The organism is Microcoleus sp. Z1_A1 (assembly GCF_036700305.1).
Taxonomy (GTDB): Bacteria; Cyanobacteriota; Cyanobacteriia; order Cyanobacteriales; family Microcoleaceae; genus Microcoleus.
This window is the reverse complement of the sequence record NZ_JAUBOR010000004.1, coordinates 148697-164752: the sequence shown is the minus strand read 5'-3', so window position 1 is coordinate 164752 and position 16056 is coordinate 148697. Positions and strand designations below refer to the sequence as shown.

Annotated in this window: 16 protein-coding genes; 6 read left to right on the top strand and 10 right to left on the bottom strand. The window is 47.2% G+C overall.

What is annotated here, in order from left to right:
• Nucleotides 1-186: 186 nt before the first annotated feature.
• Entirely contained in the window at nucleotides 187-3288 is a 3102-nt protein-coding gene (locus QT973_RS04240; RefSeq protein ID WP_333052991.1) for an MFS transporter, read from the bottom strand.
• A gap of 317 nt (nucleotides 3289-3605) precedes the next feature.
• On the opposite strand from QT973_RS04240, the gene QT973_RS04235 reads away from it, so the two are divergent.
• Nucleotides 3606-5015: a 2-polyprenyl-6-methoxyphenol hydroxylase-like oxidoreductase gene (locus tag QT973_RS04235; protein ID WP_333390688.1), complete on the top strand. Its 1410-nt coding sequence runs from the start codon at nucleotides 3606-3608 to the stop codon at nucleotides 5013-5015.
• Nucleotides 5016-5378: 363 nt separating this feature from the next.
• Here the strand turns inward: QT973_RS04235 and QT973_RS04230 are convergent, their stop codons facing one another.
• Complete coding sequence (locus QT973_RS04230; RefSeq protein ID WP_333390685.1) at nucleotides 5379-6260, bottom strand: glycerol acyltransferase; 882 nt, start codon at nucleotides 6258-6260, stop codon at nucleotides 5379-5381.
• A gap of 322 nt (nucleotides 6261-6582) precedes the next feature.
• Between QT973_RS04230 and QT973_RS04225 the strand changes: the two genes are divergently transcribed.
• A complete protein-coding gene (locus QT973_RS04225) occupies nucleotides 6583-6837 on the top strand; it encodes a hypothetical protein (protein ID WP_333052997.1) in 255 nt (84 codons plus the stop codon).
• 176 nt (nucleotides 6838-7013) lie between these two features.
• Entirely contained in the window at nucleotides 7014-7973 is a 960-nt protein-coding gene (locus QT973_RS04220) for an SH3 domain-containing protein (protein WP_333052998.1), read from the top strand.
• Between the two features lie 142 nt (nucleotides 7974-8115).
• Here the strand turns inward: QT973_RS04220 and QT973_RS04215 are convergent, their stop codons facing one another.
• From QT973_RS04215 to groES, 8 genes are all read right to left on the bottom strand, one after another.
• A complete protein-coding gene (locus QT973_RS04215; protein WP_333232042.1) occupies nucleotides 8116-8301 on the bottom strand; it encodes a hypothetical protein in 186 nt (61 codons plus the stop codon).
• The gene (locus QT973_RS04210; RefSeq protein ID WP_333274980.1) at nucleotides 8301-8960 is read right to left on the bottom strand and encodes a glutathione S-transferase family protein; all 660 of its coding nucleotides are present in this window, start codon (nucleotides 8958-8960) and stop codon (nucleotides 8301-8303) included. Before QT973_RS04210 ends, QT973_RS04215 begins: the two co-directional genes overlap by 1 nt.
• Before the next feature lie 61 nt (nucleotides 8961-9021).
• A complete protein-coding gene (locus QT973_RS04205; RefSeq protein ID WP_333053002.1) occupies nucleotides 9022-9390 on the bottom strand; it encodes a hypothetical protein in 369 nt (122 codons plus the stop codon).
• Nucleotides 9391-9417: 27 nt separating this feature from the next.
• Nucleotides 9418-9777 (bottom strand): hypothetical protein, encoded by a 360-nt coding sequence (locus QT973_RS04200; RefSeq protein ID WP_333053003.1) that lies wholly within the window; start codon nucleotides 9775-9777, stop codon nucleotides 9418-9420.
• A 93-nt stretch (nucleotides 9778-9870) separates the two neighbouring features.
• Entirely contained in the window at nucleotides 9871-10083 is a 213-nt protein-coding gene (locus QT973_RS04195; RefSeq protein ID WP_333092181.1) for a DUF6887 family protein, read from the bottom strand.
• Nucleotides 10080-10259 carry a DUF6888 family protein gene (locus tag QT973_RS27005; RefSeq protein ID WP_442923273.1) on the bottom strand — a complete coding sequence of 60 codons (180 nt, stop codon included), beginning with the start codon at nucleotides 10257-10259 and terminating at the stop codon, nucleotides 10080-10082. The genes QT973_RS04195 and QT973_RS27005 overlap by 4 nt, the downstream gene beginning before the upstream one ends.
• A 441-nt stretch (nucleotides 10260-10700) precedes the next feature.
• Complete coding sequence (groL, locus tag QT973_RS04190; protein ID WP_333313600.1) at nucleotides 10701-12344, bottom strand: chaperonin GroEL; 1644 nt, start codon at nucleotides 12342-12344, stop codon at nucleotides 10701-10703.
• 138 nt (nucleotides 12345-12482) lie between these two features.
• On the bottom strand, nucleotides 12483-12794 hold the full coding sequence (gene groES, locus QT973_RS04185) for a co-chaperone GroES (protein ID WP_332945088.1): 312 nt from the start codon (nucleotides 12792-12794) through the stop codon (nucleotides 12483-12485).
• A gap of 379 nt (nucleotides 12795-13173) precedes the next feature.
• Here groES and QT973_RS04180 point away from each other — a divergent pair, with 379 nt between their 5' ends.
• The 3 genes from QT973_RS04180 to QT973_RS04170 all read left to right on the top strand — a co-directional run bounded on the left by QT973_RS04180 (nucleotide 13174) and on the right by QT973_RS04170 (nucleotide 15758).
• Nucleotides 13174-13599 carry a ferredoxin gene (locus tag QT973_RS04180; protein ID WP_333209731.1) on the top strand — a complete coding sequence of 142 codons (426 nt, stop codon included), beginning with the start codon at nucleotides 13174-13176 and terminating at the stop codon, nucleotides 13597-13599.
• Between the two features lie 648 nt (nucleotides 13600-14247).
• A complete protein-coding gene (locus QT973_RS04175) occupies nucleotides 14248-14898 on the top strand; it encodes a response regulator transcription factor (protein WP_015174512.1) in 651 nt (216 codons plus the stop codon).
• Nucleotides 14899-15236: 338 nt separating this feature from the next.
• Complete coding sequence (locus tag QT973_RS04170) at nucleotides 15237-15758, top strand: LabA-like NYN domain-containing protein (RefSeq protein WP_006633075.1); 522 nt, start codon at nucleotides 15237-15239, stop codon at nucleotides 15756-15758.
• Nucleotides 15759-16056: the final 298 nt, after the last annotated feature.

Below are 16056 nucleotides of genomic sequence, written 5' to 3'. Positions count from 1 at the left end.
ACCGTTGGCACCAGCCTCAAAAAACGGGTATGAACTGGTTTACCATAACATTATTCAACCGTACTAACAAATTAATACAAACTCGTTCCCAATCCCCGATCAAATCCTTTACTAACATTAGTGCCTGATGTCAGTAGAAACTCACATCAGGCACTATATGCAATCCGATCGCAACTTGAGTCTTTTTTATCGGATGACGGCTAAAGCACCGGCGCCTGCTGCAGCTGCAGCCGAGGAAAGAGCGGTGAAAAACAGCCACCAAGAGGCAACTTCTGCTGCTTTCCGGGTTTCTTCGGCTTGTTTTTCAGCTTGCAGTTTGATGCTTTCGAGGCGAAGCTGCGCCTCTTGCTGCAAGCGTTCTGCTCTTTGCAAGACGGTGTTGCGGCTTCTTTCAATTTGGTCGATCAAGCGGTTGGCATCTGCTTCGGAAATGTCCTCGCGAGAACTCATTAGTGCTACTAAAGTATCGCGGTTGAAATGACCCAGCCGATCGCGCAAAGCATCAAATCCGGCTTGCGGATCGTCAAATAACTTCCGCACGTCCCGCGTAATGCCTTCGTAATTTAGTTCAGGGCGATCGAGCGAATTGAGGTAATCCCGAATTTTTCCGAGAACCCCGTCAATTACCGACTGAATACCCTCCTGTATTTTCTGAATTTGCAGTGCGAACTCATCGCGCACCGACAAAATTCCATCGACAATGCGATTGGCTTCTGCTTCAGAAATATCCGGCCGCTGAGACAGCAGAGAAACAATTGTAGCTCGATCGATGTGCGACAAGCGCTCGCCCAAACTGTATGCACCGACTTTCGGGTCATGCAGCAGCAGTTGCAAGTCGCGCTTGATGGATTCGGGATTTAATTCATCCTTGCCCGTATTACGCAAATAATCTTCTAAAACACTCTGAAAATCGTGCACTTGGCTTTGCACCCGTTTTGCCAAACGGCGGGGCGCTTTCACAATCGAGCCAAGGGTTTCCTGCACTTGGTCGATAATTTGATTGACTTGTTCCTCGCTCAAATCTTGTCTCTGAGAAAGCAGTTTTACCAAAGTATCGCGATCGACTTGAGACAGGCGGCCACGCAGCGCCAAAGCTCCTTCTTTTGGATTTTCCAGCAGTTTTGTCAAATCCCGCTGAATCCCTTCAGGATTGAGTTCTGATTTGCCAGTATTGCGAAGGTAATCTGCAAGGGCGGTGGTGGTTTGGTCGTACTGATCCTTAGCTTTTTCTGCCAACTTTTGCGGCGTATGTACCGCGCTGTGCCAATTTTCTTCGGCGCTTTCGAGAAGCTGATTTACTTGGTCTTCGCTGAGGTCTTTCCGCTGAGATAGCAATTTTACCAAAGTTTGGCGATCGAACTTAGAAGCTCTAGCTCTGAGCGCCCACATTCCCGCTTCCGGGTTGTCCAGCAGCGTTTTCAAATCGCGCTTGATGCCTTCGGGATTGAGTTCTTCTTTGCCCGTAGACTTCAAGTATTCTTGTACTCTTTGCCACTGGTTATCTAGTCGGGCTTGCGCTGCTTCTTGCAGACCTTTAGCATCTGCTAAAACTACATCTCGCGTCCTTTCTAACTCTTGAACAATCTGTTCTACTTCCTGGAATCCGAAATTTTCGCGACCTCGGAGAATTTGCACAAAACTGTCGCGGGTGTAAGGAGAAAGTCGATCGCGCAACTGTTCGTAACTCGCGTCGGAATCCTCTAAGATTTTTTTGAAATCGCTCCCGATACCTGCTGCTGTCAGTTCCTCTTTCGGCGTCAACTTCAAATAAGTTTCCAACCGCCACTGCAAATCGCGAGCTTTTTCTTGCTCCTCGGCAAAGATCACGGTTTGTAAAACGCGCTGTCTAATTGCTTCTAATTCCTGGGAAATTTCTTTAATTTTGTCTTGGGTAAAAACGCCTCGACTAGCCAAGATTTCGGCAAAATTAGACTGTTTTAGTTTTTCTAATTCGCGGCGCACTGTTCCGGGGTCGGCGGTAGGATCGTAGAGCACGTCCCGAAATTCGCGCTCGATGGCTTGGGGGTTCATCTGCCACGAATAAGTGTTGAGTAGGTAGTTTTCTACGTCGGCACGAATTGGGCTGTAAGTTACGGGTTCGCCTTTGACTTGAGCGGTAATTTTATCAGTTTGCTGGGTAACTTTGTCTTTAGCTTCTTTGAGCTGACCAACTACTTTTTCAACATCGAAGTCAGAAATATCCGTGCGACCCAATACTATTCCCATTAAAGCATTGACTGCCATTGTCGTTGCTTGGGACATCATGGTCGGGCTTTCTCCGGAATTTTGACCGCCCAGATTGCTGAGGGCTTTTTCTACCCTACTTGCCAATTTATCTGAGACCAAATCTCCCGATTTAGCAGATTTGAGATAGTCTACTAATTGAGCGATGCCGTCTGATGGCTGCCCTTGTTTTCCTACTTGTTTCCAAGCATCTTGAAGTTGGTCTACAATCCGGTTTACGTCGCGTTTTGATAAGTCCGATCGCGAACTTACTAAATCTACGAGGGTTTGCCGATCGAGATTTGGCAAATTTTCGGCTGCAATAGTTTTTAGTTGCGGATCGTTGAGCAATTTTTCAAACTCGCTACGCATCCCTTTGATGTCTAATTCTGGCGGTTTGAGGCTTTGGATGTAGTCTTCGACGTTTTCGCGCAAGCTTGTGGGGTCGATCGCGCTACCGAGTTCATGGCCCACTGCTGCTGCTGCTGCTTTGGCTGTGGCGACTACTTGGTTGCTGGCTGCTTTGGCGCCGATAGCCGAGGCTGCGGTGCCGACAATGGCTTGAAAGCCTGCTGTGGCGCTGTTGACGACGGAACCGATCAAGGAACCGACGGTGGTGGAGCTCACCCAAACAAGCATTGAGAAATAGGTAGCCCACACGACTAAACCGACGATCGCACCTAAACCGGGACTGCTAATCAAGCTGAGCTTAACTGCTAGCAAGCAAGCAAAGAATAGGGCGATGGTGACGGTAATCAGCGTCCAAGTGCCTACTTTTCTGCCGATATGGCGGACTGGGGGGCTGCCGCTATCCGAGTGGTGGTCGTCGTCGTGGGATTGTCCAATGTACGAAAGGCCGGCTGCTACTGATAAATTTGTTAGCAAGAGTTGGAAAGCGCAGGCGAGTACCACTCCAGCTATCAAGGCGATAAAAAATTGTGGCCCGGAATAGAGGAGTGCTGCGTCTTCTACTCTGTTTGTTGTTGTAGTCTGGTCTACTGGCACTTGGGCCAGCCAGAACCCGATGTTATACAGTTGTGGATTTATTGGCAAATTTTGATACATAGTATATTCCTCGTTAAGGAGTGGGTGCGCGCGCTCATTGGCGCAAGTTAACTAATGTATAGTTTTAGACTCATGCCCCCAATGGCAAGCATCGCCTTATTGTCGAGCTAAAGCATCCCCCTACAGTTGGAAGTGTAGAAATATGTCTGCGGCCGGCTGTTTATTTAGGGCTATTTGTGCTATGTAAGTCTGATGAAAATAATCGCCGAGGAGAATCTGTGGTCGATCGATATTAAGAGTTGGTACAGGAGCCCAGACAAATTGTTCACAATTCATCTACCCATGCCATAGCAAATTAGCTTTGAAGGAATTCGATAGTGCAGCGAGAAAGTCATGCAATTATTATTGGCGGCAGTTTAGCAGGACTGTTTGCCTCTAGAGTATTAGCAAAACACTTCGACAGAGTAAGTATTGTTGAACGAGATTTTTTTCCAGAAAAACCCGCACCTCGCCCTGGGATTCCTCAATCTCGTCACCTTCACATCCTTTTAAATCGCGGGAGAATCATCCTAGAAGAGTTTTTTCCCGGCTTGGAAAACGAACTGGTAGCTGCTGGTGCTCGTAGTTTAGATCCGAGGTCGATCGGGTGGTTTAGTCCGGCGGGTTGGGCCCCGCACTTTAGCCCGGATCTAAATGATTTAATTTTGTTCAGTCGGGATTTACTTGATTGGCAAATTCGCCGCCGCTTGGCTGAAAATACGAACGTGCATTTCCTCCAAGGAGGCACAGTAACGGGGTTGCTGGCTAATGCCTCGCGTGCGGAGGTTGCTGGCGTGTCGGTGCGTTTTCGCGATCGTCACAACCCTAGTAACATCCATACAGAGAATTTGTATGCAGATTTAGTAGTCGATGCTGGTGGCAAAGTTTCCAAAACACCTAAATGGTTGAAAAGTTTGGGCTATGAACCTCCGCAAGAAACCGTTATCAATGCTTTTGTCGGCTATGCCACCCGCATCTATAAATGCAGCGGTAAATTGTCAGAAACAGCGCCAGTATTTGTGTCACTAGCCCCGCCAGTTCGCACTCGTGGCGGTGCAATTTTTCCGATCGAAGGCAATCGCTGGCTGGTGACTCTCGACGGGGGCGATCGCGATTATCCCCCCACAGACGAAGCAGGCTTTCTAGAATTTGCCCGCACTTTGCCAACCCCGACAATTTATCATGCGATTAAAGACGCAGAAGCCATCACACCAGTTTATAGCTATCGAGGTACAGAAAATCGTTGGCGCCACTACGAGCGCCTCCGTCGTTATCCTGAAAACTTAATAATTATCGGTCATGCAGTTTGCGCTTTTAACCCGATATACGGACACGGAATAACGGTTGCTGCACTGGATGCTCAGATGTTAGATGAATGCCTCCAAAAGCAGCGGCAGCGCTATCTGCAGGGCAATTTAAAAGGTTTCTCTCGACAATTTCAAAAAAAATTAGCAAAATTACATACAATTCCTTGGACATTTGCCATCAGTCAGGACTCTCGCTATCGGGGAAGTACAGGTGCAAAACTAAACCTCGCTACGAGGCTGACAATTGATTACATGGATTTGGTGTTAAAAGTGCTCGTCGGAGATGCTAAAGTTTGTCAAGCATTTGTGGAAGTTGTGCACATGATTGAGTCGCCGGCTGTACTTTTTTCTCCCAGTATTGCGCTGAAGGCGATCGGGCAATTACTCACTGTTCGGCAGAAGGCAGAATTAAGATCGAGAGTTTATACAGAATCAGGTTAGTTTTGCCAATTCTATTTTTTCCCCGCCGAGTAAGGAAGATAAAGGCAGATGAAATCCTATTCATCTGCGTTGATTTAACCTGATATGATGTCCGCGACAACCTGCATGATAAAAAGTATCACTTTGGCGACTGCGGTTTTCGGGTATTTCACGTAATTAAGATAGGTAAAATCCGATTTAGTACCGCAATTCTCGGTTTTTGAAATAAATCATTAGATTTATTTCAAAAAAGGTTTGCAGTCACGACTCACCCACAAGAGTCAAGAAACCAGTTTTTTTACCCATGTCCCTCGCGATTCACGCTATATTGTCGTAAAAAAAATCGGTTTCTGCGGCAGAGAATAATATAGAGTTTTGCAATTGTCACTTGCCAACCAAACAATCTAATTGTTCTTGCATTTGGGCGGTAACTCGATCGAAACAAGCATCAACATAATCGCGATCGCGCGCCGCCTCCGAACCATACCTCTCAAATACAATCGGTTCGCACACGCGAGTCCGAATTTGCACAGGTAAAGGTAGGTTTGGCAAAGGCCCAATACTCAATCCCCAAGGCAATCCCAAATACACCGGCAATACCACCGGATCGATGCCAAATAGCCACGGCATTCCCAATTCATGCAATTGCTTTGCTTGTTCGTACAAATCTGCCAAAACTATCAAAGTATCGTGAGCACCGTGCGATATAATTGGTAAAATTGGCACTTCTTCTCGCAATGCTAATTTGATAAATCCCTTGCGTCCCGCAAAGTAGATTCGATCGCGCAAGTGGTGGGGACGAAAAACATCTTGGGCGCCGCCCGGATAGACGAGAACTGGGGCATTTTTGCGTAAAGCTGCGATCGCCATTTTCGGATGCGCCTTGAGGGCTCCACACTGAACCGCCATGCTAGCAACATCAGGAGAAACTTGCCAAACCGTGGGGTGCATCAATCCGTAGGCCAAGCGTTCCGTACCGTACCTGCGGAACCATTCGTATAGGAACATAAACATATCTGGAGCAGCGAGTCCCCCGTTGTGAGAACCGACAACGAGCATTTTTCCGCTCGCCGGGACGTGGTGCCAGCCGTCGCTTTGTACGCGAAAATAGTAGCGGTACAGCCATTCCCAGATTGGCAACAAAAGCTGAATGAATTCGGGATTGCGATCGTCTAAAGATAGACCGTCAAAGGGATAGTTAGAGGATTTTCCGTCTTTTTTGTTAGTAGTTTTTGTCACTGGAGAAATATTTAACGCTTTGGTCATTATATAGCAGAAGGAAGAAAGCTTTAAATCTGGAAGACAGAAGGCTTTAGTTATTTGGGAAATAAGGAAGAAGGAAGGATATTAGTTTGGATTTTCCTCTCCTGGTGCGTGCGATCATCCCGATCGCCCTGCGAAAAAAAGATTTTTCCTATTATCATTAATATGATCCCATTCCGAAGGAATCTACCGCATTAGTTTTAGCAAGTGAAAACATCATAAACATCGAGCGCGGTTGCTATAGCAATATAATTAAATCAGAATTGGCGCAAAAATTTGGTTTCTGATTTGAGCGGGCTGCTTTTGTTCGGAGGTTTTGTGCTGGTTGTCTCCACAGGAACAAAACCGTTTGGAAACAGCTACAGCAACTGTCGCTGATGGCGGGGCGGCTTTAGCCACAAAAACACAACTGTGCCTCAAGCCGATAAGTTTCCGTTTTGGAAGATTTTATCAAGTTGATGCCCGCCATCGGGTCAATGCTAGCGATTGGCGCTGTTTACTTTTCCCCTCTGCCATTCCCAGACTCGGACACTTCCACCTTCTCCCCCTCCCCCACTGTGGCATAATGAGCAATTTATAGGCGTAGCAGCTTTATGTGTCTTCGCTCAACTCACCAAACATTAAATTATATAAATTAAACTTGACTTGCGGTAAAAAAAAGTTACATAAAGCTTTTTTGTGGAAGACAAATCGATTTTTTTGCTATATTGACCTGCAATTAAGATAATGATTGTGGTTAAGTGAGGATTTGAACGGATGAAAAACTTGAATTGCTGGAATAAACCCGCTGCATTGCTGGGCGCGATCGCGATCGCAACCGGAAGTTTGCAGGCAAATGCGATCGTTGTTGCCGCCCCATCAACATCCACTGTCAGTCAAGATGCTGAAAATATTTCCTTTGAAGATAGCGCCACCTTTCAAATAGCCCAGGCTGGCAACCTTTGTCGCAAAGTCACTCCCAAAGAAGGTTTGACCGTTCGCCAGAGCCCAGACCCAAAATCCCCTAGAGTGGGCGGGGTAGGACTTAACACTCAGGTAACGCTGTCCCAAGGCGCTACTTCTGTTAAAGCCTCCGACGGTCGCCTCTGGATTCAAATTACCGCTCCCGTCACAGGGTATGTAGCTAGCGGATATCCCAACGACGAAAGTAATTTAGGTTCGTGCACAATTAGTCAAACTCCTGCACCTGCACCCGCACCCGCACCCGCACCTGCACCAGCGCCCGCACCAGCACCCGCACCTGCACCAGCGCCCGCACCAGCACCCGCGCCAGCACCCGCGCCAGCACCCGCACCCGCACCAGCACCCGCACCCGCACCAGCACCCGCACCCGCACCCGCACCAGCACCAGCGCCAGCGCCAGCACCAGCACCAGCACCAGCACCAGCGCCAGCACCCGCACCAGCACCCGCACCCGCACCAGCACCAGCGCCAGCACCTGCGCCTGCGCCTGCGCCTGCACCAGCACCTGCAACGGGCCCCGTAAGTCTGTGCCGCCAAGTAGAACCTCGCGTAGCGCCGAGGGGTCTAGCTATCCGTACTGAGCCTTCAAGGACTGCTGCGGTTAAAGGTGGTGTACCGGCTAACGGTCAAGTAACGCTTGTACCGAATTTCCAGTTAGTGAAAGATAAGAATGGAGAAAACCGGAATTGGGTTGAGATTTCAGCTCCTGCGGCGGGATTCATCTCTGCTGGAAATTTGATCATGTGCAAGTAAACTTGTGAGTTCGATCGCTCTTTTAGTCAAAAAGAGCGATCGACACCGAAAATAGTTTTAAGATTGTCGCGCAGCAAGCGAACAACGCGGAACCCAGATTGCTTCGATGACTTACCCAGGAATAACTTATTTCTGTCGCGAGTCAGAGTTTTGCTGCGATATCTTTGGGGTTGGAGACGGTAATTTTGCGATCGCCCAGGAACTGTTTAGCGTTAATTGCTTCGTAGTTCGATCGGGCGGCGGGCTGCCCCATTGCTGCGATGGGAATTTGGATGCAGGCGATAACAGCTAGGAAAAAGAGCGCTCGCTTGACAATTGATGGGTTCATCAGGCTTGAGATTGTGCGAGAAACTTTTGTCTCCGAGATGCGAAAGCCGCCAAATCTGCCTCGGTGAATTGAGTTTGCTGCCATGAGGGGCGGGCAAGCAGTCGATCGCACCAAGCTTGAATTTTTGGATAACCGTCTAGGGACACACCAACCCAAGATAGCAAGGGCACGACGGTGCCGGCAACGCACTCGGCAAAGGTAACAGTGTTGCTAGCGAAAAAAGGGCGATCGTCCAACAAACCTTCAAAAAATGTCAGCACAGTATTGACTTTTTCCTTAGCCTTTTCTATTACTTGAGGTTCAGGAGTTCCCCAGCCCATTTTTTCACTGCTGAGGGGGTAAAGTGCCGGCGCAAGTTCGTTAACCGTGACCAATTCTACCATTTTCACAACTGCCAAATCTTGCGGATCTTTCGGTAGCATTGCCGGTTCTGGATACTTCGCTTCTAGATAGTCAAGAATTGCTAGAGACTCGACGACAGTGAAGTCATCATCGACCAAAACAGGGATGCGGTGAAAAGGATTCATTGCCACAAATTCAGACTGCAAGTGATCGCCGTCCAAGTGGATTTCTACTAATTCAAAGTCGAGGTTTTTTTCTAAGAGGGCGACCCAGACGCGGCGTGAGTTGGCGGAAATGGGAGTGTGGTAAAGTTTCATGGCGGTTGCTATAATCAAAATATCATCATAACAAACTTCTAAAGATGCTATAATTGGCTGATTATTGGCTGATAGTGACTTCCTGACGCACAGACGAGGTAATAGCCTCTACTAGAAATAACCGCTCGCTAACTGACAATTTAAGCGTTAATTTTACTAATTCTTGAAAAGATAAATCTTGTGGATTTTCCGAATAATTATCATTTCGATAGGGCGAAAAACTATCATCAGAACTTAAAGGTTTGGTATTCTGATCTAAAGTTGTCGTCATGTCTGCGTGGAGAAGCTCTAAAAATTCAAGATCGTTCCCTAGATCGGCAGCCTCATCCTCATCTACATCTTCAATTACTTGCAAACGTTCTTGATAGGCATTGATTTGATGTTCAATGGCTTCTATAATAAACCTTAAATCTTTAAATGATAGATTCATGTTAGCTTACTATCCTATAAATCACCTCTACAGGTAGTATGAGGGCTCGATTTCAGAGTCATCGTCAGAGGTACGTTCGGCACGAATCTCGTCCATAATTTCCTGAAAATCTGGATCGTCTTTAAACACACCCGCAAATTGCATCCAGGTGGGTTCTGAAGCCTGAATCGGTACTTCCCAGGAAATAGCTTCAATATGCTTAAGTCTTTCTAACAAAGTGGTTTGAAGTTGGGTAATGGCTTCTTCCCGAGTTGCTGCTTCAACTCGACAGTGCGGAAACTCGAAAACAGAAGCAGAAACCTGTCCTGATGAGAGAGTTTCTAACAGGAGTGTCACTTTCCATTGGCTAGATGGTTGGGATTGCAATACATTTAAGCTTGTTACCATGTTTAAATCACGCTTTTTAAGTGCTGTCTTGATTGTATCGCAGAAAAAAAAATCCCTCACCATTTCAGGCAAGGGGCGATCGCTTTTTTAGAGCTAACTCGTCTTCAGTTGCTCTAATTTTTGTCTAACCAAGATATCAACTTCCTCAACTTCAGCACTTGATTTCGGGAGGTCAAACGTCTTGGTTGAGGCTTCAGAGGTAAAACGGTCAACAAAGGCATGAAACGCTGTTCTATCATTGGGGTGAGCAATGACATAAGCTCTTAGCTCTATTTTAGTCATCCTATTAAATTCAGGCTCGCTCACAAAAACCTCCACAAACCATTGCGATAGATTTCTATCTCTATATTATCTCCTGCCAATATAAATAGATGACCTGTTCGCTCGTCTAGGCGGACAATGAAAACAGGGGTGAATGTATTGGTTAAGGATTGACATAGTATGACACATCTGATGCCTTGTTCAGCAGTTGGCAAGTTCATTTTAGCATTCCTGAATTTTTAATTAAATTGAACGCAGGGTTTGGCCATTGGGTTATGACCTGCGGTTTTAACGTGACCCATTCCACCCACAGTACCCAGGGCTTTATCTTGACGATTGTGACTTCCGACCGGAGAAGTTTGAAAATTTTTTTCCCAGCGGGAAAGCAAGCCAAACTTAGCGAAAAGATATCGCAATAAAGCCATAAAAACCCAAAAAGCCGAGGCGGTGATCCGCCCCGGCAAGGGTTACAGTATTGTGTTTAATTATTGCTTTGGTTCTATCCTAAAACTTCTGGTTGAAAATGTCAAGAATTTCCTGGGTTCTCAATATGTGGAATTATTGAGGAGCGGAATGATGAGAAACTATCACGTTCCGTTCTGTAACAATTATCAAAATAACAGGGCGGGCCCTAAAGCCCGCCCCATCAAACGATCGATTAATTAGTAATCGAAGTCGCCGCCGCCCATGCCGCCGCCAGCGCCAGCAGCAGCAGCGCCATCCTTCGGTTCAGGCTTGTCAACGACGATGCACTCGGTTGTCAGCACCATACCAGCAATAGATGCGGCATTTTGCAGAGCAGAACGAGTCACCTTCGCAGGGTCAACAATTCCAGCTTCAAACATATCGACAAACTCATTTGTCGCTGCGTTGAAACCGACGTTGAACGGCTTTTCTTTGACGCGCTCAGCAATCACAGCGCCATTCAAACCAGCATTTTCAGCAATCCGCTTCAGAGGAGCAGCCAGAGCCCGTGCCACAATCAATGCACCGGTCAATTCTTCGCCCTTCAGATTGCTATTAGCCCACTCTTCCAATTGAGGAGTCAGGTGAGCCAAAGTTGTACCGCCACCAGGAACAATTCCTTCTTCTACAGCAGCTTTGGTTGCGTTGATCGCATCTTCCAAACGCAGTTTGCGATCCTTCATTTCTGTTTCGGTAGCCGCGCCGACTTTGATGACTGCGACGCCGCCAGCCAATTTGGCTAAACGTTCTTGCAGCTTTTCTTTGTCGTAGGAAGACTCGGTTTCGTCCATTTGACGGCGAATTTGTTCGCAGCGGGACTTAACGGCGGCTTCGTTACCTTCGGCAACAATTGTGGTGCTGTCTTTGGTGATGGTGATGCGGCGAGCTTTGCCGATCATGTCGAGCTTGGTGTTTTCCAGTTTCAAACCGGCATCTTCGGTGATTAGTTGACCGCCGGTCAATACGGCGATATCTTCTAACATGGCTTTGCGCCGATCGCCAAAACCGGGTGCTTTAACAGCAGTCACATTCAACACACCGCGCAGTTTGTTGACAACGAGGGTAGCTAGAGCTTCTTTCTCAATGTCTTCTGCAATGATCAACAGCGGGCGGCCGGAACGAGCTACTTGTTCGAGCACAGGTACTAAATCTTGTACCAGAGCAATTTTCTTGTCTGTCAGCAAGATGAACGGTTCTTCGAGAATCGCTTCCATCCGTTCGGTGTCGGTGACGAAGTAGGGAGAAATGTAGCCTTTGTCGAAGCGCATCCCTTCGGTGATTTCCAATTCGGTGGTCATAGACTTCCCTTCTTCCAGGGAAATCACGCCTTCCTTGCCCACCTTGTCCATTGCGTTGGCAATCATTTGGCCGACTTCATCGTCGTTACCAGCAGAGATGGAGCCGACTTGAGCGATGGCTTTGGAATCTTCTACTTGTTTGGCGTGTTCGGCAATTTTTTCTACCAAAAACGTGGTTGCTTTGTCAACACCGCGCTTGAGGGCGATCGCATTTGCGCCGGCTGCTACGTTACGCAGACCTTCTTTGACCATGGCGTGAGCCAAAACGGTAGCTGTTGTGGTACCGTCGCCTGCTGCGTCGTTGGTTTTGGAAGCTGCTTGACGGATCAGGGCAACGCCTGTATTTTCTACGTGGTCTTCTAGTTCGATTTCTTTGGCGATGGTAACACCGTCATTGACGATCTGAGGAGCTCCGAATTTCTTTTCGAGAACCACGTTACGGCCTTTGGGGCCGAGGGTTACGGCCACTGCTTCGGCCAAAATGTCCATACCGCGTTCGAGGGCGCGACGTGCATTTTCGTTGTAGATGATACGCTTAGCCATAGTTTTTGGGGATGAGAGGGTTTGAGATTTTGGATTGGGGATGATGGATTTTAGTCATTTGTCCCGTGTCATTAGTTGTTTGGCGGCGTTCGCTTTAAACTAATGACTGATGACTAAGGACTGATGACTAATGATTAATTAGTTAACGATCGCCAGAATGTCTTTTTCTGCAAGCAAGACGTATTCGTCTGTGCCGAGTTTGATGTCGGTGCCGGCGTACTTCGAGTAGAGAACTTTGTCGCCGACTTTGACTTCCATTTCAATGCGGGTGCCATCGTCATTGCGCTTGCCGGGGCCCACGGCCGCGACTTCGCCTACTTGGGGCTTTTCCTTAGCTGTGTCGGGCAGAAGGATGCCGCCGGCGGTTTTTTCTTCGCTAGCGCTTACTTTTACGAACACGCGCTCGCCTAACGGTTTAACGGTAGAAACACTCAGTGATACTGCTGCCATAAATAAATCTCCAGATTACAGATTGTCGTGAGTCAGTCGTCAGGGGTCACGATGAAAGCAACAGCGGACTACTTACAACTGACATATTAGCACTCTCGACTCCTGAGTGCTAATTTAGCTCTAGAAAGGGGCGATCGCAACTTAGTTGTCAGTACGGGTTCCCGAACCGACAATGAGTTGGAGAGGGGGAGAGAGAGGGAGAGGGGGAGAGAGCCAGAAGCGAAAAATCCCGGATTTCGACTTGTTATGCCTTTAAAACTTGCCTCTTGTTTGCCCTCAATTTCTGAATTGTAAAAAACCTACCGTTGAGACGGGAGGGAGTGGGGGCTGTGGTGATGACTTTAGACCGCTAACCAATTACTGTTGACGAATGAATAAAATGACAGAAAATAACATGGAATCTTGCAGCCAAGGCTTGAGCGCTTGCGTCCAAAGCCTGGGAATCCCTCAAATCGAGCGGCATATTTTTATCTGTGCCGACCAAACCGTGCCCAAGTGCTGCGATCGGCAAACCAGTCTGGAGGCGTGGAATTACTTAAAAAAACGCTTGCAAGAATTGGGGTTGGACAAGCCAAGTGCCGATCGACCAACCTGCGTCTTTCGCACGAAAGCCAATTGCCTGCGAGTGTGCGCGTCTGGCCCGATTATGGTAGTCTATCCAGACGGAGTGTGGTATCGCGACGTTACTCCACCCGTGATTGAGAGAATTATTCAGGAACATCTCCTAAACTCAAAGGTGGTTCAAGAATACGCTTTCTTGACTCATCCTTTGCCTGTGCCTGCTGAGACCCAGCCAAACATTTAAGTGTAGCGCTGTTTAAAGTACAGGGTTATAGGTAAAGTGTTAAATTTAAGGTTAAGGGTGAAAAATTGAGACAGTTTCGCGTCCGGGCGATCGCACCTGCTACAGCTCAATAAAACTGTAGTTAGGTTCTTGTCTTGCTGGTGCCGCTTCCCGTGTTCCTTGTGTTTCTCAAAAGGTACAGTAAAAAAAATCGATCGCAGGAACTGAGAAATTTTGTGCAAAAAATTCTCAGTGGCAGACACTCAGGAGGTTGCCAAACTACACTAGAAACAGTTAAATACGTAAGTAGGGAGTCTGCTTAAATTTCTCTATATCAGAAGTATCATTTAAAACCGGGGCATTAACCTGAAATTGAACCATCGAGATTAAATATTTAACTTGCGCTCTGTTAGGGAATCTGCAATCAATCAAGGCTGATCTTGACAGGGCGATCGTCGATTACAGGTTTGGGCTGCGTTCGAGGTCGTAAGACACTCACAAACAGCCGTCGATTATAGGTTGGAAAGCGGTAATACCCGCCCCGCTTTCCCTCACCGCCATCCCTTCAGTCGATCGTCGTCCTCCACTCCCAGCCGGGTGGCGGGGGACTGACCGAAAAAACAGAAGTGAAAACAAGGAAGTGTGCGGGATACTTTAGCGGGAATAAACATGACAAAGGACAATAATTCAGGAGAACAAAAACGGCTGATGCTGGTTGACGACGACCCCAATTTGATCTTGCTGGTCAAAGACTACTTGGAGTTTCGGGGTTACAACGTCATTACAGCAGAAAACGGCAGAGACGCTCTGGAAAAACTAGAACAAGAAGTTCCCGACTTGATGATCTGCGACGTGATGATGCCGGAAATGGACGGCTACACTTTAGTCAAACACATCAGAGAAGACCCGCGCACGAGCTGGATTCCGGTTCTTTTCTTGTCCGCAAAAGGTCAAAGTTCAGACCGAGTAAAAGGCTTGAGCACGGGCGCTGACGTTTATATAGTCAAGCCTTTTGAACCAGAAGAACTGGTAGCCCAAGTGGAATCTTCTCTGAAAGCAGCATCCCGCTTGATTCGTCACTCAAATCCCGGTATGGAGAGTGGCCCAAAAATTAAGGCGCGCCGCAATGTCGAATTGACTCCCACTGAGTTAAAGGTGGTACAGTTGCTAGCGCAGGGTATGGCAAACCGCCAGATCGCAGACGTGATGAATGTCAGCCAGCGGACTATCGAAAGCCACGTCAGCAATATGCTGGGCAAAACAGGTCTGCACAACCGGACAGAGTTAGCTCGCTGGGCTCTTGAAAGCAAAAAGGCTTGAGCGGAGGTAGTCTGCGCTATGAAATCAGGGGAGCAACATCTACTGCTATGCGCTGGGCGTATGCCTGCTTGGCGGTAGGGCGGTGGGCGCGGTAGTTTGAAGACGCCCTTAACCTTGACACGGCAGTCGGTATTGAGTTACTAGGCGTATAGTTTGTGAGGGCCCCTCGCTCAAAAGCAAGCAGGGTTAAAAGAACCCTCTGGCGGTAGAGCCGAAAATATGAAATACTGGGGAGATGGAGTTTTCTGAAGTCTAATCTATTGCCTCAGTTAGCTCCATGTTGCTAAAATGTGATATTTAGATTAACTTCTTTCTACAATTATTAGGTCTAAGTTTCTATGACAAACTTAATGAACCGCCTTTCTATTTTTGTGGACGGGAACAATATGTTCTACGCTCAACAAAAGAACGGTTGGTTTTTTGATCCTCGCAGGGTGCTCGAATATTTCAAAACTTCGCAGCCGAATGTCATCTTGATCAATGCTTTCTGGTATACGGGTCTGAAAGACCCCCAAGATCAAAGGGGATTTCGAGATGCTTTGATCAGTCTAGGTTACACGGTTCGCACTAAAATTCTTAAGGAATATTACGACGATGCTTCGGGCAGATATTCTCAAAAGGCTAATTTAGACATAGAAATTGTGGTTGATATGTTTAATACCGTGGATCAATACGACCAAGTTGTGCTGTTTAGCGGGGATGGGGATTTTGAGCGGGCGATCGAGCTGCTCCGCTCGAAAAATACTCATATTACTGTGGTATCCACCGAAGGAATGATTGCTAGAGAGTTACGAAATGCTACAGATAGGTATATAGACCTAAATGAAATTAGGGAACATATCGAGAAGATGGATTATTAGTCAGTAGTTAGTAGTTATTAGTCATTAGTCATTAGTCATTAGTTAGTAGTTATTAGTCAGCAGTTATGGGTTATGGGTTATGGGTTATTAATTATTCGTTATTGGCGCGAAACACGGGACTGGTGCTCCCGCCAAAAAACGCATACTTGCTTTCCGATAGGAGCCACCAGTAGCCCAAAATTTTAGACTAAGGTTCAAGTTCCCAGATTCATCTGTGGAGTAAATCTCAAATCTAAAATCTAAAATCTCAAATCTAAAATCGACTGACTGGAGGCTAAAAATCCAGAAAAACGGACAA